Genomic DNA, 18,070 nt, shown 5'->3' on the forward strand with positions numbered 1-18,070 from the left:
ACCGTGCGGCACGCCCTAGGCGTGAGGGGGCAGGCGCCGGTCGGGGTGGAGCTCGTGCAGCAGCTGCCCGGCCTGGGAGTCCGGCAGGTCGCCCACGCTCAGCCGCGCCACCGCCGCCGGGTCGACGCGCGACCCGGAGAGCCGCGCCGCCTGGCGGGCGACGATCTGGTCGAACAGGCGGCGTACGGTGTCGGCGAACGCGAACTCCGGGTACCTGCGCATGCCGGCGAACCGCTCGATCAGCTCCACCCGCAGCTCCTCGTCGAGCATGTAGAGGTCGCGCTCGGCCAGCCGGGAGAAGAGCTGCACGAGCTGCCGCTCTGTCGGCTCACCGAACTCGATGATCGCTCCGAACTCCGCGCGGAAACCCGGGTTGGCGAGCAGGAAGCCCTCCATCTCGTCGGGCAGGCTCGCGCAGATGACCATGAACTTGTCGCGCCGCTCCCGCATGAGGCGCGACAGCTCCTCCACCGCGGCCGGCATGCGGTCCAGCAGGTGGGCGTCCTCGACGAACAGGACGCCGCCCATGGCCCGGTCCACCGACGCCGCGACCTTGGCCGCCGTGTCGCCGGCCGCGAAGTCGCGCGCCCCGCACACGACGAGCTGCCCGGTGTCGAGGAGGTTCAGCGCCGCGTAGATGCCGCCGATCAGCCCGGCGACGGTCGCCTTCCCGGTGCCCGGCCGGCCGAGGAAGATCAGATGACGGCTGGGGTTGCCGGACGGCAGCCCGCGCACGGCCCGGTCGGCGGCCATGCGGGCCTCGGCGACCAGCCCGCCGACGGTCCGCTTGACCTCGTCCAGCCCGATCATCTCCTCGAGCCCGCGCAGGTAGCCGTCCACGTCACGAGGAGGCCGGAGCGCCGGCTCGATCTCCTCGGCCACCCCGACGAAGTCGACCGGCACGAGGACCATCCGGTCACGCGGGGCGCCGGCCCGGTCGATATGCCGGGCGACCGCGCGGTCGAGGTACGCCTCGACGAGCCGCGCGCCGACGAGGTCGCCGTGGCCGGTGAGCCGCGTCAGGTCCGCCCGTACGACGTCGAGCCCGGCGGCGCTGATCGTCACCCGCCGCTCGTCGGCCAGGACGTGCAGCAGGGCCATCCGGGCCTGGGTGTTCGTCAGGTCGGGCAGCCGGAAGACCTGGAAGACCCGGGTCAGCTCGGCGGGCAGCCGCTCGTACGAGGCGGGGTCGCAGGTGGCGATGAGCGCGGCCTTGTTCTCACGCGCGCCGGTGACGGCGGCCACGACCCGCGCGGGATCGGTGGCGTCGAGGACGGCGCGGTCCAGCCGCTCGAACAGCAACGGCGGCCCGGCACCGCGCAGGATCGCGGTCACCGCCGTCACGTGGTCGCCGCGCAGCTCCGAGCCGTCGGCCGTACGGACCGAACCGTCGCCCACCCCGGCGCCGGCGAGCGTACGGGCGAGGAGCCGGGTGAGCCGCCGCTGCCCGGTGTGCGGATCTCCGACGATGAGCAGCGCCAGGGGCCGGCCGGACCGGGGTCCGCGATACAGCCCGTTGAACAGCTCGGTCGCGTCGTCCGCCCCGCACAGGAACCGGATGCCGAACCGCTCGACCACCTTCGGCATCGGCGCCGGAGGGGGCGGCGGTGCGATCTGCTCGACGGGGCGCTCGGGCATCGGCGCGCTGCCGAACAGGTCCGCCTCCGACATGATGCGCGTCCCGGGCCGTTCGGCCGGCTCGGGCTCCTGCTGCTCGAGCATGCGGGTACGCGGCGGCCCGGGGGACACGGGCGAGGGCGGCAGGACGATGGGGATGGACCCGGCGTCGGCGCGGGTACCGCCGATCCAGTCGAGGTAGGTGGCGTTCTTGGCCTGCTCGATCGCGTCCAGGCTGGTGGCGTGGTTCACGTGCTCTTCGAGCGAGTCCATCATGGTGAGGCCGAGGGCCTGGTCGTCGACGGTGTCGTCCTCACCGTCCACGACGGTGGCGTCGTCCTCGGCGGTGTCGTCGTCCTCGGCGGTGTCGTCGTCCTTTTTGGCGCTCGGATACTTCGGATACTGGGGCACCCGGGGATCCGCGATCGTCTGTTCGTGGAACGAAGCGCTCGCGAAGACGCCGGGCCGTGGAGCCGGGGAGCCGTCGCCCGCGGCAGCGTGAGCGGCGACCGCCTCAGACGCGGCCGTAGGGGCGCCAGGGACCTCGGAGGCCTCCGAGGTCCCTGAAGCACCGGAACGGCCCTCAGCGGCCTCCTGGACGGCGTCGGCGGCGTCCTTGGTGCTGCCGGTGCTGGCGGTTCCGTTCGTGCGTTCGGTGCCGCCGGTGTCGTCGGTGCCTTCGGCGTCGCCGTCGCCGGTGCTCTTGGAGCCCTCAGTGTCATCAATGCCGTCGGTGTCGTCGCCCGTAGGCCCGACGCCGGCGGTACCGGCGACCGGGGAGCCCACAGCGCCGCCGTTCTCGGCACGGGTCTCTTCCGGCACGGCGGCCGGACCATCGGGCGGAGAAGACGCACCTTGGTCCGCCACGTCGCGCGCGGCGACCGGTGAGTGCCCGGCGGCGATCCCTTCGGCCGGAGACGACATCCGGACCGCGGACGGCGAGCCTTCCTCACCGGCATCGGCCCGCACCGCGCCCGGATCACCGCCGACGGCGGAATCTCTCACGCCGGCCCGATCCTGCGCCGACGCGCTCTCGCCCATCCCCGGCCCGGCGACCGGCCCGCCGGATGCCGCCGCGCCTTCCCCCGTTCCCGCCTGCGCCGCCGACGGCGACCCTGACAGGGCGTCCTCACCACTCGAAGACCCGGCGCCGGACGCCGCCTCGACGCCCTCGGCAGGCGAAGCGGCCTTCGGCGCGTGTCCGTCATCCGCCCGCATGGCAGGCAAGGACGCCGGATCACCAGCGTCCACCGCCTGCGATCCGGCGCCCGGCACGGAGCCTTGAGGTTCCCCGCCCTGCTCCGCCGGCGCCGGGGAAAGGCCTGCCGCGGCCTCACCCGCGCCCACCTCCGCCGCGGGCGAGGACACCGACGCACCGGTATCGGCACCCTCCTCGTACGGCTCAGGCGACGAGTAGGCCGCATCCCCGCCGGACCCCGCCTGGGCGGCGGCCTGCCGTCCTTCCGCGTCCGCACCGGCCGCCGGCCAGGCCTGCGCCGAGATCGGTGGAGTCAGACCGCCCGCCGGGGAATGCTCCGGGCCCGGCTCGGTCGATGGCGCGGAAGTGTCCGGCTCAGCGGGCTGAACCTCCGCATCGGACACGCCGGGATATCCACCGTCCGTCCCCGGCCACGCCTGAGTCGCGGGCGGCGGCACAGGCCCGCCCGCGCCGGTACCCGGCACGGCGGACACATCCGTACCCGGCGCGTTCGCACCGGCCCCCGCGCCGGTCGCGGGCGGGGCCGTCCCGGCCTCGCTCGGCTCCGGCCCCGAACCGGGCCCGGCCTCCCCCGCCGGAGCTGCGTCTTCCAAACCGGCGGGACCGGAACCCATGCCCGAACCGGGATCCGTACCCGGCCACGCCTGCGTCGCCGGAGGCGAACCACCCACGCCACCCGAACCCTGACCCACGCCCGAACCCGGCCACGCCTGGGTCGCCGGAGGCGAGCCACCCACGCCACCCGGCCCCTGACTCGCGCCCGAACCGGGGTCGGTACCCGGCCATGCCTGCGTCGCCGGAGGCAAGCTTCCCGCGCCACCCGAACCCTGATCCGTGCCCGGCCAGGCCTGGGTCGGCGGAGGCGGGGGCGGCTGTGGGGCGGGATCGGTGCCGGGCCAGGCCTCCGTTCGTGGAGGTGCCGGCGGCTCCGGGCCGGCAGGCGTCGGCGCGGCCGGGCTCGGGTCCGCGCCTTCGGCGGCGGACCAGGCCTCGGTCGGCGGGGGGCGGGACGGTGTCTCGCCGCCGCCCGCTCCCGGCCATGACGCCGGTGCGCCTTCCGTACCGGGCCAGGCCTCGGTTCGCGGCGGTGTGCTCGCGGGGAGGTCGGACGCTCCCTGCCACGCCTCGGTCGCCGGCGGCGGGGCGGCCTTGGGCGTCTCGCGCGCGGGGGTGGCGGGCCAGGGCTGGGCTCCGTCCCACGCCTCCGTGGCGGGAGGCGGCGCGTCCGCCGCGCCGCCGCCACCCGCAGCGCTCGACGCGGGCGACGTCCAGGCCGGGGCCTGGCCCGGCGGGCCGGTCGGGGGCTGCTGGGCCATGGGCACGCCCGGCGTCTGTGGTGACGCGGCCGGGTTCGCGGGGTACTGGTGCGCGAGCGGGGCGATGCCCGGGGTGTGGGAGACCGGCTCGGACGCGGTCGCCGACGTGGCGCGCGTCGGGCCGATGATCTCGGCCAGGACCGCCACCGAGGACGGGAAGCCGCGCGGCCGGGCCGGGATGCCTCCCCCGAGGCGGCACCACGCGAGGTCCGCGGCGTACATCGTGGCGAGGAGCGTGCTGCGGACGGCCGGTTCGGTGGCCTCCATGCCGTCGCGCAGCGACCGCGGCAGCCGGTCGCCGTCGGGCCAGAACGGGCGGAGCGGATGGTCGCGCTGGATCAGCATCGCCCGCATGGCGTCGCTGACCTGCGGGTCGAGCCAGCCGATCACCTGGCCGGAGACGTCCTGGCGCACGACCGCGAGGTCGGCGGCGAGCAGGGCGGCGGCGATCAGCCGGGGCTCGACGTAGCCGCGCGAGGCCGGGTCGCCGGCGATCGGGGTGACCGCGAGCGCGAGGTCGTAGTAGGCGTTGCGGAAGTGTTCGCCGGCCGAGGCCTCGACGCGCAGGGCGGGGGCCAGGGACGGCGGGCAGCGGGTGAGCCACTGCTGGACGACGGCCTGGTCACCGTACGACAGGGCGCCGTAGTCGACCGTGGGGTTCTGCAGGGTCACGCCGAGCATCGCGATCAGGGCGTCGGCGCGCGGCTGGAACCGCGAGTCCTCGCGCAGCGCGCCCGCCATCGCCCACATCGTGCGGAGGATGACCACGGCCGCGTCGACGCGGCCGGAGCGCAGCCGCTCGGTGTAGAGGCCGACCAGCGCCTCCAGCGGCGGCGGCGTCAGCCAGCGCGGGCCGTCGATGTCCGGCAGCGGCCGTGCTCGGTAGGACGACCACAGTGCGAGCATCTGCGCGTCGAGGCGCGCGTCGAAGACCGGAGCGGTGGCGCACCACAGCATCACGCCCCAGGTGACGGCGACCGTGCTCGGGACGCCGGAGGAGAACAGCCCCCACCAGTGCGGATAGTCGTGCGTCGGAAGGGCGGCGGCCGACTCGACGGTGGCGCGTACGCGGGAGGTCACCTCGGGCCGGATGCCGGCGTCGACGAAGGCCAGCGCCGACGGCGGCGCGTACGCGAGGTCGGGGCCGGTCGGGACGACGTGCGGAGGGACCGGCGGCACGGGCATGCCCTGCTGGAGCGGGCGCGCGGACCCGCGGGTCATCGCCAGCTGCGGCGGCGGGCAGAGGTGCCACTGGGCGTCGGCGGGGGTCAGGCGGTACCAGCGGCCCCAGGCTCCGAAGATCCACCACGAGCCGTCGGGGAGGGCGAGCATGCGGCCGGCGATGAGGTGCTGACGCTGCTGCGGCGGTGTGCCGGACCACCAGCCGGAGGAGACCATGGCACGGATGTCCCGCTCGGCCACCGCAAAGGGATCATGTGCGGCGGACGAGGGAACATCCCCATATGCCTGCCCCCAGACCACCACGCAATGGTAAACGGATCACCAGCGTGAAGGCGATCACGAGTAATTTTCAGATCCAGCGGGCCTCGCGGTGCAGGCGGGTCTTCTCGACGTACGCGCCGGGGGTGTAGGCGAGTACGGCACGGTCGTCGTCGGTCAGCTCCCGTACGACCTTGCCGGGCACGCCGGCGACGAGGACCCCGGCCGGGATGGTCTTTCCCGGGGGTACGACCGCGCCCGCGGCGACGAGCGAGCCGGCGCCGATCCGCGCGCCGCCGAGCACGATCGCGCCGATGCCGATGAGCGATCCGGTCTCGATGTGCGCGCCGTGCACCATCGCCTTGTGCCCGAGGCTCACGCGGTCTTCTAGCACGGCGGGCTCGCCGGGGTCGGCGTGCAGGCAGGACAGGTCCTGGATGTTGCACTCCTCGCCGACGACGATCTCCTCGTCCTCGCCGCGCAGCACCGATCCGTACCAGACGTTGGCACGTGCGCCGAGCGTCACACGGCCGACGACGACCGCGCCGGGCGCGACCCACGCCTCCGGGTGGATCTTCGGTTCGTGTTCGCCCAGCGCGCCAAGGTAGAAGTCAGCCACGGTCGTCGAGTGTAGAAGCGACCGGCAGGGGACCGGCGATCCGCCCCCGTCGGCGGACGGCGCAGGGGGTTCGTGCGAAACATCGGCTCCGGATGAACGGGTTCTGCCTCCCGAAACGGCCATTTGACGATATAAATCGTCTGCAAACCCCCGCTGCGCGACAACGGAGTGTCACCGATTCTTACCAGACGCCGCATTCCCCTTGCGCGAAGGGGTGGAAGCGTCGAGAGTCGTCCAGGACCTACCTTCAACCCCTTGGGCCTATGAGCAACGAAGCCGAGATTCTGCCAAACCTCCTCCGGGAGGAGTCGTTCGAGATCGTCATGCGCGGCTACAACCGCCGCCAGGTCGACGAATACATCGCCCGCACTCGTAACCAGATCCGCGAGCTTGAGGCACGGCTGTCCCGGGCCCTCGACGAGGTCGAGCGCACCCGCCGTGAGATGGCCGAGGTCCGCGAGAGCCGCCGGCCCACCGGTGACGACCTCAGCGAACGCCTCCGCCAGATCATCAACCTGGCCGAGGAAGAGGCTCAGTCGAAGCTGGGTGACGCCGACCAGAAGGTAAACCAGATCCGCCAGGAGGCCGAGCGGGAGGCCAAGCGGGTCGTCGACGAGGCTCAGGGCAAGTCCGAGCGGACCGTCGCCCAGGCCCAGGAGAACGCCAACCACATGCTGGCGGCGGCCAAGCAGGAGTCCGAGCGGATCCGGTCGAGCGCCAAGCAGGAGGCCGACCAACTGCTCCTCGACACCCGCAACGAGGCCGAGCGCACCCTGACGAGCGCCGAGCGCCGCGCGTCGGCCATCAACGAGGACGCCACGGAGCGGCTGACCCAGCTGACCCGGCAGCACTCGCAGGCGCTGGGACGGCTCAGCGAGATCAGCGAGACGCTCTCGGTCCTGCTTCGCGCCGAGGAGAGCGCCGGTCCGCTGGAGAAGATGGTCGAGGAGATCGCCCAGGCCTCCCGCCACGACCGCCAGGAGCGCCCGGACCACCAGCCCGACGCGCCCCGCGGCCATGCCCAGCCGCAGGCACAGCACCCCCAGCCTCCGCAGCAGCCGCCGTTCCCGCCGCAACCGGTTCCGCCGCAGCCGCACGGCCAGCCGCAGGGGGCGCACGCGATGCCGCCGGCGAACATGCCGGAGCCGCCGCACGTGATCCCGATGCCGCCGGCCGGCGAGCCCGCCGAGTGAGCTCCCGCATCACCCCGGTGGCCTCTCGGCCGCCGGGGTGATCGCCTGGTTCGGCGTTCGCGCCGCGGGCGCACTAAGGTCTTGATTTCGTGGGAGCTGAACGACGTCGCCGCCCGGGCCCGGGCACGGTACGCCCGATCCGTTACATGGGCGATCCCGTGCTGCGCGTCGAGTGTGACAAGGTCACGACGTTCGACGCCGACCTGAAGCGGCTGATCGATGACATGTTCGCCTCGATGTACGCCGCCGACGGCGCCGGTCTCGCGGCGAACCAGATCGGGGTGTCACTCCAGGTCTTCGTCTACGACTGCGCCGACGACGCCGGACGGCGGCACGTCGGTCACGTGGTCAACCCCACGCTCGTCGCGGCCGACGGTGAGCTGCTCGACGACGACGAGGGTTGCCTGTCGCTGCCCGGCCTGCGGTTCGCCACCCCGCGCCACGCGCACGCCGTGGTCGAGGGCGTGGACATGACGGGCAAGCCGCTGCGCATCGAGGGCACCGGCTACTTCGCGCGCTGCCTCCAGCACGAGTCCGGCCACCTCAAGGGCCAGCTGTACGTCGACACGCTCAAGGGCGCCACCCGCAAGGAGGCGCTGCGCGCCGTACGCTCGGCCACCTGGAGTTCGTAGACCGGCCGGAGAAGCCGAAACTAGTCGTCGAACCGGCCCGAGCGGCCGCGTTTGAGCTCACCGCGGCGGCGTTTGTTCTCCAGGCGGCGGGCCTGCACCCGGCGGCTCGGTTTGGTCGGGCGGCGCGCCTTGGGCGGCGGCGCGGTCGCCTCGTTGAGCAGCGCCCCCAGGCGCGCCTTGGCCGCCTCGCGGTTGCGCAGCTGGGAACGGTGCTCTTCCGCCCGGACCGTGAGCACGCCGCCCACCAGCCGGCCGCTGAGACGGTGCAGCGCGCGTTCTCTGTACGGCTCCGGCAGCGCGGTCGAGCCCGCCACGTCGAAGGACAGCTCGGCGGCGGTGTCGCTCGTATTGACGTGCTGCCCGCCCGGCCCCGACGAACGCGAGAATCGCCAGCTCAGCTCGGAGTCGGGGATCACCACCGAGCCGCGGACACGTACTGGGCCGGACATAGCTCCGATTATCCCCAGTCCATGCCCCGGATGTCGTCCGCTTTTCCCGCCCGGCGCGCCGCGACGTACCCGAGCGTCCTCCGGCATCCCTCAGACGCGCTCTGGCCAGCCAAGAAAGTGGTTACTTACAATGAGGGAATGTTCCCCGACGACCTCGCGACCGGCGGCGTGCCGGGCGGTCGCCCGGCTCACGGCGCCACGAGCGACGCCCCCGGTGACGCGACGGCCGGCCACGACGGCCTCTTCCGCGACGACGACCTGATCCGCGTGATCGGCCGCGAAGGGTTCCTCATCGCGGCGGGCGGCGCGGCCTCGCTCCTCCAGACCGCCCATCCGAAGATCGCCCAGGGCGTCTTCGACCACAGCCACACCGCCGAGGACCCGTTCGGCCGCCTGCGTGGCACCATGCAGTGGGTGTACGCGGTCGGCTTCGGCGCCCGTACCGAGGCCGAACGGCTCAGCCGGATCGTCCGCGGCATGCACGACCGGGTCACCGGACCCGGCTACACGGCGAACGACCCGGAGCTTCAGGTGTGGGTGGCCGCGACGCTCTTCGCCACGGCCGTGCACGCGTACGAGCTGCTCTTCCGCCGTCTCTCCGATGACGAGCGGGCGGCCTACTACGAGCAGACCAAGATCTACGCGACCATCCTCGGCTGCCCGTACGCCATGATGCCGGCGACCTACTCCGACTTCCGCGCGTACTACGCCAGGACGCTCGCGTCCTTGCGGATCAGCGACGCGTCACGGGCCGTCGCCCACCAGGTGCTGCACCCGCGCCTGCGTGGCGGCGCGCTGAACGAACCCGGGCTGGCCGCGATCCGCCTCATCACCGCCGGGCTGATGCCCGAGCCGATCCGCCGGCAGTACGGCTGGCGCTGGGACCGGGCGCGGCGGGCCCGCTTCCACCTGCTCATGTCCGCCCTGCGGCTGGTGTACCCGCGCCTGCCGCTGCGCGTCCGTACCTTCCCGCGCGACCACTACCTGAGGGACCTGCGCCGGCGCATGCCCAAGAACGCCTGAGGACGACCCGGAGCGGGCCGCCCTCAGACAGAGACGTCAGAGCCCGCGCGGACTCTTACTCGCCGGACCAGGACGGACGGCGCTTCTCCGCGAACGCGGCGGCGCCCTCCAACGCGTCCTTGGACCCGAAGACCGGGTTGATGATCTCGCCCTGCCTGGCGAACTGCTCCGCGCTGTCCCAGTCGGGCGACTCGACGATGACGCGCTTGGTGGCCGCGAGGGCGAGCGGCGCGTTCTCAGCGATCTTGGCGGCCAACTCGCGCGCCGTGGCCAGGGCCTCACCCGGCTCCGCGATCCGGTTGACCAGGCCGAACTCGGCCAGCCTCGACGCCGGGTAGTGGTCGCCGCTCAGCGCCAGCTCCATCGCGGCGTGGTACGGGATCCGCCGCGGGAGGCGCAGCAGGCCGCCCGCGCCGGCGACGAGACCGCGCTTGACCTCCGGCAGCCCGAACTTCGCCTCCGAGGACGCGACGATCAGGTCGCACGCCAGGGCCAGCTCGAACCCGCCCGCCAGGGCGTACCCCTCGACGGCGGCGATGATCGGCTTGGCCGGCGGGCGCTCGACGATGCCGCCGAAGCCGCGGCCCTCGGCGAGAGGGCTGTCCCCGGTCAGGAAGCCCTTGAGGTCCATGCCGGCGCTGAACGTGCCGCCCGCGCCGGTCAGCACGAGAACCGACACGTCCTTGCGCGCGTCGAACTCATCCAGCGCGCCCGCGATGCCCTTGGCGACCGCGCCGTTGACGGCGTTCCTGGCCTCGGGGCGGTTGATCGTGATGACGGCGACGCCGTCGCCGACCTCGGTCAGAACTGCATCCGACATGGCGCGGACCTCACTTGGGCTGGAAGCGGATACCGCCGTCGAAGCGGACGGTCTCGGCGTTGACGTAGTCGTTCTCCACGAGCGAGCGCACCAGGTGGGCGAACTCCGAGGCCCGGCCCATGCGCTTGGGGAACACCACCGGCGCGGCGAGCTTCTTCTTGAACTCCTCGGCCTGCTCGCCCTGCCCGTAGATCGGCGTGTCGATGATGCCCGGGCAGATGGTGTTCACGCGGACGCCGATGGCGGCGAGGTCGCGAGCGGCGGGCACGGTCATGCCGATGATGCCGCCCTTGGAGGCGGAGTAGGCGACCTGACCGGTCTGGCCCTCGATGCCGGCGACGGACGCGGTGTTGATGACCACGCCGCGCGTGTTGAACTCGTCCAGCGGCTCGGTCTTGGCGATCGCCGCGGCGCCGATGCGCATGCCGTTGAAGGTGCCGATGAGGTTCACCTCGATGACCTTCTTGTACGACGCGAGGTCGTGCGGCGAACCGTCCCGGCCGACGGTGCGCGACGCCCATCCGATGCCGGCGCTGTTCACCACGACGCGCAGCGGCGCGCCGGTGGCGACGGCGGCGTCGACGGCGGCCTGCACCTGAGCCTCGTCGGAGACGTCCACCTTGACGAACACACCGCCGATCTCGTCGGCGATGGCCTTCCCGCGGTCCTCGTTGAGGTCGGCGATGACTACCTTGGCGCCATGTGCGGCCAGGTCGCGTGCGGTGGCCTCACCCAGCCCGCTCGCGCCGCCGGTGACGATGGCTGCAGCTCCGTTGACATCCATAAGCAGGAGGTTACCGGAGCGGACCGAACCGCATTCTGGTGACGTCGATCACTCGGCGGCTCACCCGACGACGCGGACGTCCGGGGCGTGACCGTTCCAGGTCGCGAACAGGCTGGAGCTTTGGAATCCCTTGGTGAAGTCGACCCGCAGCCAGCCCTCGCCGTGCCAGGTCCGCATCTCGTATCCGGGGCTCGGGGTGGCCGAGACGAGGCGCGCCGCCGTCGCCGTCACCGACAGCACGACCTTGCCTCCGTGGATGGCATAGGTACGGTCGCGCGGCGTCGGCGAGGGGGTCCGCGACGGCGTCGCGACGGTGGAGGAGTCGGAGGGCGGCGAGGCGGTCACCGGCGGCGGGTTCACCGGTTGCCGCCCGCCCACGAGAGGCCGGGCGGCGGGCGGTTCGCCGAAGACCGCGTTGTGCAGCACCGGACGGGCGCCGAACCAGACGAGCAGGATGGCGAGCGCGGTCGCTCCGCCCCACACCGTCACATAAGTCATCACACGCCGCACGGGTGCCATGCTGCCCCTTAGGCTACGGAATATGGCGAATGTACTAGTCGTCGAAGACGACCAGTTCGTACGCTCTGCACTCATTCGTGAGCTCACCGAGCGCTCCCACACCGTCCGCAGCGCGAGCACGGCGCTCGACGCCCTGCGCGAGGTGTCGCAGGACGCGCCGGACGTCGTGGTCCTCGACCTCGGATTACCGGATCTGGACGGGGCCGAGGCGCTGAAGATGCTGCGCGCGGTCTCCGACGTCCCCGTCGTCGTGGCGACCGCCCGCGACGACGAGACCGAGGTCGTCCGGCTGCTCAACGCGGGCGCCGACGACTATCTCGTCAAACCCTTCTCCGCCGAGCACCTGATCGCCCGGCTGTCCGCCGTTCTGCGCCGCGCCCGCGGCCGGTCCGCTCCCCCGCGTACGTGCCAGGTGGGCGGGCTGCGCGTCGACCTCGAGGCGCGCGAGGCCTTCCTGGACGGCACGCCGCTCGACCTGACCCGCCGCGAGTTCGACCTGCTCGCGCACCTGGCGTTCCGCGCCGGTCAGGTGGTCTCCCGGCGCGAGCTGCTCACCGAGGTCTGGCGCCAGTCGTACGGCGACGACCAGACGATCGACGTCCACCTGTCGTGGCTGCGCCGCAAGCTCGGCGAGACCGCCTCCCGCCCCCGCTACCTGCACACCGTCCGCGGCGTCGGCGTGAAGCTGCTGCCGCCCGCATGAGCCGGTGACGAGCATCGGATGAGCCGCCCATGAGCGAGCGGAGCGAGTGAATCAAAAGGCACGTGTACCTGGTCTCATCTCTCCGACGAAGAAGGTGCCATGAGACGGTCCCTCGCACTCGTGTCGGCCGCCGTCACGTCGATGGTCGCACTCGCCTTCCTCGTCCCCCTCGGGCTCATGGTGCGGGAGATCGCCCGCGACCGCGCGCTCGCCGACGCCGAGCGGCAGGCGGGCTCGCTCGCCCCCGCGCTGGCCATCTCCACCAACCGCGCCGCGATCGAACGAGCGGTCGCGAGCACCCAGGCCGGAGAGGCCGGCCGGGTGGCCGTGCACCTGCCCGGCCGCGCCACGATCGGCACCACGCACGCGCACCTGGCGGACCTGCAGACGGCCATGGCGCGGGGTCGGTCGTTCTCGGCGCGCGCGGCCGGCGGGTACGTGCTGCTCCAGCCGGTCGCCCTGGACCAGGACCGGACGACGGTGGTCGAGGTGTACCTGCCGAAGGAGGACCTGACACGCGGGGTACGGTCCGCCTGGATCGTGCTCACCGGCGTCGCCGCCGCGCTCGTCCTCGGTTCCGTGGTGGTCGCCGACCGCCTGGCCGCCCGCGTCGTCGGCTCCGCGCGCACGCTCGCCAAGGCGGCCACGATCCTCGGCGGCGGAGACCTGCGGACCCGGATCGACCCGCAGGGACCACCCGAGCTGCGCGAGGCCGGCCGCGCCTTCAACACCATGGCCGACCGGGTCGAGGCGCTGCTCGCCGCCGAACGGGAGCTGGTCGCCGACCTGTCCCACCGCCTGCGCACCCCGCTCACCGCGATGCGCCTGAACGCCGCCGCCCTCGGCCCCGAACCGGCGGCCGAGCAGACCCGCCTGGCGGTCCAGCGCCTGGAGGAGGAGGTGGACCGGATCATCGGCGCGGCGCGCCGGCCGAAGCAGCAGCGCGCGCTGTGCGACGCCGCCGAGGTCCTGCGCGACCGGATGGAGTTCTGGTCGGCCCTGGCCGAGGACCAGAACCGCGACTGCGAGCTGGTCGGCGCCGAGCACCCGGTAGCGGTCCCGGTCGCCCGGGGCGAGCTCAGCGCCGTACTGGACTCCCTGCTCGGCAACGTGTTCCGGCACACGCCCCAGGGGACGGCTTTCGTGGTGACGCTGTACGAGGGCGTCGGCCGGGTGGTCATCCTGGTCGCCGACGCCGGCCCGGGGATCGACGACTCTGACACGGCTTTGCGCCGGGGAGCCAGCGGCGGCGGCTCGACCGGCCTCGGACTCGACATCGCGCGCCGCATGGCCAAGGCGGCGGGCGGTGACGTGCGCATCGACCGCTCGACACTCGGCGGCGCCCAGATCCAGATCTGGCTCCCGGCGGCGGACGCGCGACGGTTGTGAGCCGCGTCCGCTATGTCTCACTTAGATCCTCCTTAACGGGACCTTAAGGACGCAGACGAAGGCCGCCGGCGGCCCTAACGTGAGGGACGTTCACAAGGGCTGTTCCACATCCGGGGAGGTGCGTCGGCGATGAGCTCCCCCCAGGGCAAGCGCTCACCCGCCAGGGCGTTCGCCGCGTCGTCGCCGACGCACCTCACAGTGAAACCTCCCGAGCCGTACGCGACCCCCCGTCACCGCACGGCCTCCCGAGCCAACCCGGATACCCGCCCCCGGGGGCGGGCCCTGCGCTGACCCACGCACGGCCCGCCCCCTCTTTCACGTCCACTCCGCGCCGTCGCGCTCGCGCCGGTCCGCCGCGAAGCGCGCTTTGTCGCTCGATCAGAGCGCGCCCTCCAGACGTTCGACAGGCCGCCCCTTTTTGGGGTATTTGACCGAACAAATAGCCGCACGCCCGGAATGACGACGCTCGACGTTCACCCAGGTCAGGGAATGGTTCATAACCATCTGCAATAGGGCGATTACCTAGTGGAACCATCCCGGTGACGTAGTTCGGTTGCGTCAGCCGGGGGAGGGTTTTCCGTACCCCGCGCCCGACGATCGATGGTGTCAGCCCGCACGAGCCTCGGCTGGAGAACCCCGGTTCTCCGAGCATCGATCTGCCAAACGGGGGCACCCAAATGCACGAGCCGGACTCTGTCCAACTCACCGACGGCATGCAATCCGGCGCGGTCCTGCACCACCTCGACGCCGCACGCCACCGCGCTTCCTGGCCGACGGTCTCCGCCGTCATCCCAACGCTCAACGAGGCCGAGAATCTTCGATGGCTCTTGCCCCGGCTCTCCGGGGTGAACGAGATCATCATCGTCGACGGCGAGTCCGACGACGGCACCACCGACATCGTCCGCAAGCTACGCCCGGACGCCGTCCTCATCGAGCAACCTCCCATCGGCAAGGGAGCCGCGATGCGCGCCGGCTTCCAGGCCGCCACCAGCGACGTGATCGTCTCGATCGATGCCGACGGGAGCATGGACCCGAAGGAGATCGATGCGTTCGTCGCGCTGATCTGCTGCGGGTTCGACGTCGTCAAGGGTTCCCGCTACTGCGTCGGCGGCGGTTCGGACGACCTCACCCTCCTCCGCCGGGCCGGCAACCTGTGGTTGACCCGGCTCGCCAACGTTCTGTACGGCGTGCGCTGGACCGACCTGTGCTACGGCTACATCGCCCTGCGCCGCTCGGTGGTCGACCGGCTCGGCCTCGAGGCCGACGGCTTCGAGATCGAGACCGAGCTGTGCGTCAACGCGATCACCGCCGGCCTGCGCGTCGCGGAGGTGCCGAGCCACGAACTCGACCGCAGGTCGGGCGAGTCGAAGCTCAACGCGCGCCGCGACGGCCTGCGGGTCCTGCGCACGATGATGCGCGGCCGCCGCACGCCCCCGCCCCCGGTCCTCCCCCGCTACGAGCCCGGTTTCGAGGAGGCGGGCTGATGAGGATCGAGGTCATCCGTCCCGAAGAACTCGGCGAAGCCGAGCTGCGCCGATGGCGCGGCCTCCAGGCCTCCACCCCCACCCTCGCCAACCCCTTCCTGTCCCCCGAGTTCACGCTGGCCGTGGGCCGGTTCCGCGCCGGCGCGCGGGTGGCGGTGCTCAGCGACGGCGGCGGCGTCGCGGGCTTCTTCCCGTACGAGCGGCACGTGCTCGGCATCGGCCGGCCGATCGGTGCCGGGCTGACCGACTGCCAGGGCCTCATCGCCCCCGCCGACCTGGAGTTCGACGTACGCGCGCTGCTGCGCGCCTGTCGTCTTTCGGTGTGGGAGTTCGACCATCTGCTCGCCGAGCAGACCGCCTTCGCGCCGTACCACGCCGAGACCCGCGCCGAACCCGTCATGGACCTTCGTGAGGGCTTCGCGGCCTACGCCGACGAAGCGCGCGAACGCTCGCCCAAGACGATCAAGACGGTGCGCTACAAGGAGCGCAAGCTCGGCCGCGAGGCCGGCGAGGTCACCTACACCTTCGCGGAGACCGACCCGGCCGAGCTGCGGCGGCTGATGGCATGGAAGTCCGCCCAGTACCGCCGCACCGGCCGTACGGACCGGTTCGCCGAGGCATGGATCGTCGCGCTCGCCGAGCACCTGCACGCCACCGGCACCGGCGTGCTCAGCGTGCTGCGCGCCGGCGGTCGCCCGGTCTCGGCCCACCTCGGGCTGCGTACGGGCAGCGTGATGGCCGGCTGGTTCCCCGCGTACGACCCGGAGTTCGCCAAGTACTCCCCCGGCATGATCGGTCACCTGCGGATGGCCGAGGCCGCCGCGGAGGCCGGCGTCACGCAGATCGCGATGGGCCGCGGCGGACGCGAGTACAAGGACTGGCTGAAGAACGGGGAGTTCCCGATCGCCGAGGGACGCGTGGCCCGCGCCTCGGCCGCCGCCGGGCTGCACTGGGTCAAGGGCACCCCGGTGCGCCGGGCGCGCAGCGCCGTCCTCGCCCATCCCGCCCTGTACGCACGGGCCGACCGGGTGTTGAAGACCTACGCGCGGCTGCGCGGTCACGCCGGGGACGCGGCGTGAAGATCTCCGTGGTCATCTGCGCCTACACCGAGAAGCGGTGGGACGACGTGCTGGCCGCCGTCGCGTCCGTACGGGCCCAGAGCCTCGCGGCGCACGAGGTGATCCTCGTGGTCGACCACAACCCGGCGCTGCTCGGCCGGCTCCGGCCGGCGCTGCCGGACGTGAAGGTGATCCCCAACTCCGGGCCGCAGGGCCTGTCCGGGGGCAAGAACACCGGCGTCGCGGCGTCGGCCGGCGACGTCGTGGCCTTCCTCGACGACGACGCCGTCGCCGAGGCCGGCTGGCTGGCCGCGATGGCGAGCGGGTACGACGGCGCGAACGTCGCCGGGGTCGGCGGCCTGACCCTTCCCAAGTGGGACGGCGCGGTTCCGCGCTGGTTCCCCGAGGAGTTCGCCTGGGTCGTCGGCTGCACCTACCGGGGCATGGTCCGCGGGCCGATCCGCAACCTCATGGGCGGCAACGCCTCGTTCCGGCGCGAGGTCTTCGACGTGGCCGGCGGCTTTCGCAGCGGCATCGGGCGCACGGCGAGCGGACGGCCGCTCGGCTGTGAGGAGACCGAGTTCTGCATCCGTCTGCGGCAGGCCGCGCCCGAGACCGTCCTGCTGTACGACGACAACGCGGTGATCTGGCACCGCGTCCCGGCCGAACGCGCGCGCTTCGCCTACTTCCGCAGCCGCTGCTACGCCGAGGGGCTGTCGAAGGCGCTGGTGACGCGGAGTGTGGGAGTCGGCGACGGCCTGGCCAGCGAACGCCGGCACGCCATGGTGGCGCTGCCCCGTGGCGTCGTCCGCGGACTGCGCGCGGCGGTCACCGGCGACCCGTCGGGGCTCGGTCGCGCGGCCTCGATCGTCGCCGGACTGACGTTCACGACGTTCGGCTACGCCGCCGGGTCGCTCCTGGCGCGCGACGGCCATCCGCCGTCGATGAGCATCCGCACCGGCCGGGGGGGCCGGCGCGAACGGGAGGCACAGTGAACGACGCGACACGAGCCGGCGCGGTGCCGGTGCTGATGTACCACTCGATCGGCGGCTCCGACCGGCTGGCGGTACGGCCCGAGGCGTTCGCCGAGCAGATGGCCTGGCTCAAGGAGCACGGCCACACGCCGCTGCCGTTCGGCGAACGCACGCGCCCCGCCGTACGCCCCGTAGTGATCACCTTCGACGACGGCTACGCCGACTTCCACGAGCACGCGCTGCCGGTGCTCGAACGGTACGGTTTCGCCGCGACGCTGTTCGTGACCACCGGCTGGCTGAACGACGCCGGGCGCCACGCCGCGGGGGCGCCGCCCGGCCGCATGCTCACCTGGCGGCAGACCGCGGAGGTCGCCGCCGCCGGCGTGGAGATCGGCGCGCACGGGCACAGCCACGCGCAGCTCGACCAGCTCGGCGAGGCGGCGCTGCGCGACGAGCTGCGGCGCAGCCGCGGGCTCCTGGAGGAGCGGCTCGGCCGCCCGGTGCACACCATGGCCTACCCGTACGGCTACTCCAGCGCGCGGGTCCGCCGCGAGGTACGCGCGTGCGGCTACACCTCGGCCTGCGCGGTCGCCAACGCGGTCATGACCGGACGGGACGAGCGGTTCGCCGTGCCCCGGCTGACCGTACGCGCGACGACCTCTCTCGACGGGTTCGAACAGGCCCTCCAAGGCCGGGGATTCCGTACCGACCACCTGCTGACCAAGGGGTACGCCGTCGTACGCCGGTCCCGGTACGCCGCCCGGCGGTTGCGGGGAGTCGCGTGACGCGGCCGCGGGTCCTTGCGCGTTCCCGGGAGGACACCAGACTGAA

15 protein-coding genes are annotated in these 18,070 nt (G+C 72.8%); 9 read left to right on the forward strand and 6 right to left on the reverse strand.

All coding sequences use genetic code 11. The annotated features are described in order from the left end of the window. Positions 1 to 15 precede the first annotated feature (15 nt). The gene (locus tag ABEA10_RS30415; RefSeq protein ID WP_345469734.1) at positions 16 to 5,574 is read right to left on the reverse strand and encodes a hypothetical protein; all 5,559 of its coding nucleotides are present in this window, start codon (positions 5,572 to 5,574) and stop codon (positions 16 to 18) included. A 109-nt stretch (positions 5,575 to 5,683) separates the two neighbouring features. Then, the gene (locus ABEA10_RS30420; RefSeq protein ID WP_345469736.1) at positions 5,684 to 6,211 is read right to left on the reverse strand and encodes a gamma carbonic anhydrase family protein; all 528 of its coding nucleotides are present in this window, start codon (positions 6,209 to 6,211) and stop codon (positions 5,684 to 5,686) included. A 263-nt stretch (positions 6,212 to 6,474) separates the two neighbouring features. Between ABEA10_RS30420 and ABEA10_RS30425 the strand changes: the two genes are divergently transcribed. Further along, positions 6,475 to 7,404, forward strand: a complete 930-nt coding sequence (locus ABEA10_RS30425; RefSeq protein ID WP_345469737.1) for a DivIVA domain-containing protein — start codon at positions 6,475 to 6,477, stop codon at positions 7,402 to 7,404. 89 nt (positions 7,405 to 7,493) lie between these two features. Continuing rightward, positions 7,494 to 8,036, forward strand: a complete 543-nt coding sequence (def, locus tag ABEA10_RS30430; RefSeq protein WP_329244103.1) for a peptide deformylase — start codon at positions 7,494 to 7,496, stop codon at positions 8,034 to 8,036. Positions 8,037 to 8,056: 20 nt separating this feature from the next. Here def and arfB read toward each other — a convergent pair whose 3' ends face one another. Next, positions 8,057 to 8,485: an alternative ribosome rescue aminoacyl-tRNA hydrolase ArfB gene (gene arfB, locus ABEA10_RS30435; protein ID WP_345469739.1), complete on the reverse strand. Its 429-nt coding sequence runs from the start codon at positions 8,483 to 8,485 to the stop codon at positions 8,057 to 8,059. A gap of 138 nt (positions 8,486 to 8,623) precedes the next feature. On the opposite strand from arfB, the gene ABEA10_RS30440 reads away from it, so the two are divergent. After that, on the forward strand, positions 8,624 to 9,508 hold the full coding sequence (locus ABEA10_RS30440; RefSeq protein WP_345469741.1) for an oxygenase MpaB family protein: 885 nt from the start codon (positions 8,624 to 8,626) through the stop codon (positions 9,506 to 9,508). A 55-nt stretch (positions 9,509 to 9,563) separates the two neighbouring features. Here ABEA10_RS30440 and ABEA10_RS30445 read toward each other — a convergent pair whose 3' ends face one another. From ABEA10_RS30445 to ABEA10_RS30455, 3 genes are read right to left on the reverse strand one after another with little or no spacing between them, the layout of a single operon-like run. Beyond that, positions 9,564 to 10,328 carry a crotonase/enoyl-CoA hydratase family protein gene (locus ABEA10_RS30445; protein WP_345469743.1) on the reverse strand — a complete coding sequence of 255 codons (765 nt, stop codon included), beginning with the start codon at positions 10,326 to 10,328 and terminating at the stop codon, positions 9,564 to 9,566. A 10-nt stretch (positions 10,329 to 10,338) separates the two neighbouring features. After that, positions 10,339 to 11,112: an SDR family NAD(P)-dependent oxidoreductase gene (locus tag ABEA10_RS30450; RefSeq protein ID WP_329244114.1), complete on the reverse strand. Its 774-nt coding sequence runs from the start codon at positions 11,110 to 11,112 to the stop codon at positions 10,339 to 10,341. Between the two features lie 60 nt (positions 11,113 to 11,172). Then, positions 11,173 to 11,622 carry a WYL domain-containing protein gene (locus tag ABEA10_RS30455; RefSeq protein ID WP_345469746.1) on the reverse strand — a complete coding sequence of 150 codons (450 nt, stop codon included), beginning with the start codon at positions 11,620 to 11,622 and terminating at the stop codon, positions 11,173 to 11,175. A 31-nt stretch (positions 11,623 to 11,653) separates the two neighbouring features. Here ABEA10_RS30455 and ABEA10_RS30460 point away from each other — a divergent pair, with 31 nt between their 5' ends. The 6 genes from ABEA10_RS30460 (at position 11,654) to ABEA10_RS30485 (ending at position 18,024) form a co-directional block, all read left to right on the forward strand. Further along, the gene (locus tag ABEA10_RS30460) at positions 11,654 to 12,334 is read left to right on the forward strand and encodes a response regulator transcription factor (protein WP_329244120.1); all 681 of its coding nucleotides are present in this window, start codon (positions 11,654 to 11,656) and stop codon (positions 12,332 to 12,334) included. A 99-nt stretch (positions 12,335 to 12,433) separates the two neighbouring features. Continuing rightward, positions 12,434 to 13,723, forward strand: coding sequence for a HAMP domain-containing sensor histidine kinase (locus tag ABEA10_RS30465; protein WP_345469748.1), 1,290 nt, complete (start codon positions 12,434 to 12,436; stop codon positions 13,721 to 13,723). A gap of 677 nt (positions 13,724 to 14,400) precedes the next feature. Next, a complete protein-coding gene (locus tag ABEA10_RS30470) occupies positions 14,401 to 15,207 on the forward strand; it encodes a glycosyltransferase family 2 protein (RefSeq protein ID WP_345469750.1) in 807 nt (268 codons plus the stop codon). After that, positions 15,207 to 16,286, forward strand: a complete 1,080-nt coding sequence (locus ABEA10_RS30475; protein WP_345469752.1) for a GNAT family N-acetyltransferase — start codon at positions 15,207 to 15,209, stop codon at positions 16,284 to 16,286. The genes ABEA10_RS30470 and ABEA10_RS30475 overlap by 1 nt, the downstream gene beginning before the upstream one ends. Continuing rightward, the gene (locus tag ABEA10_RS30480; RefSeq protein WP_345469754.1) at positions 16,283 to 17,260 is read left to right on the forward strand and encodes a glycosyltransferase family 2 protein; all 978 of its coding nucleotides are present in this window, start codon (positions 16,283 to 16,285) and stop codon (positions 17,258 to 17,260) included. The genes ABEA10_RS30475 and ABEA10_RS30480 overlap by 4 nt, the downstream gene beginning before the upstream one ends. Then, on the forward strand, positions 17,257 to 18,024 hold the full coding sequence (locus ABEA10_RS30485) for a polysaccharide deacetylase family protein (protein WP_345469756.1): 768 nt from the start codon (positions 17,257 to 17,259) through the stop codon (positions 18,022 to 18,024). The genes ABEA10_RS30480 and ABEA10_RS30485 overlap by 4 nt, the downstream gene beginning before the upstream one ends. Positions 18,025 to 18,070 lie beyond the last annotated feature (46 nt).

This window comes from Actinoallomurus oryzae (assembly GCF_039541955.1).
In the GTDB taxonomy this organism is placed as follows: Bacteria; Actinomycetota; Actinomycetes; order Streptosporangiales; family Streptosporangiaceae; genus Actinoallomurus; species Actinoallomurus oryzae.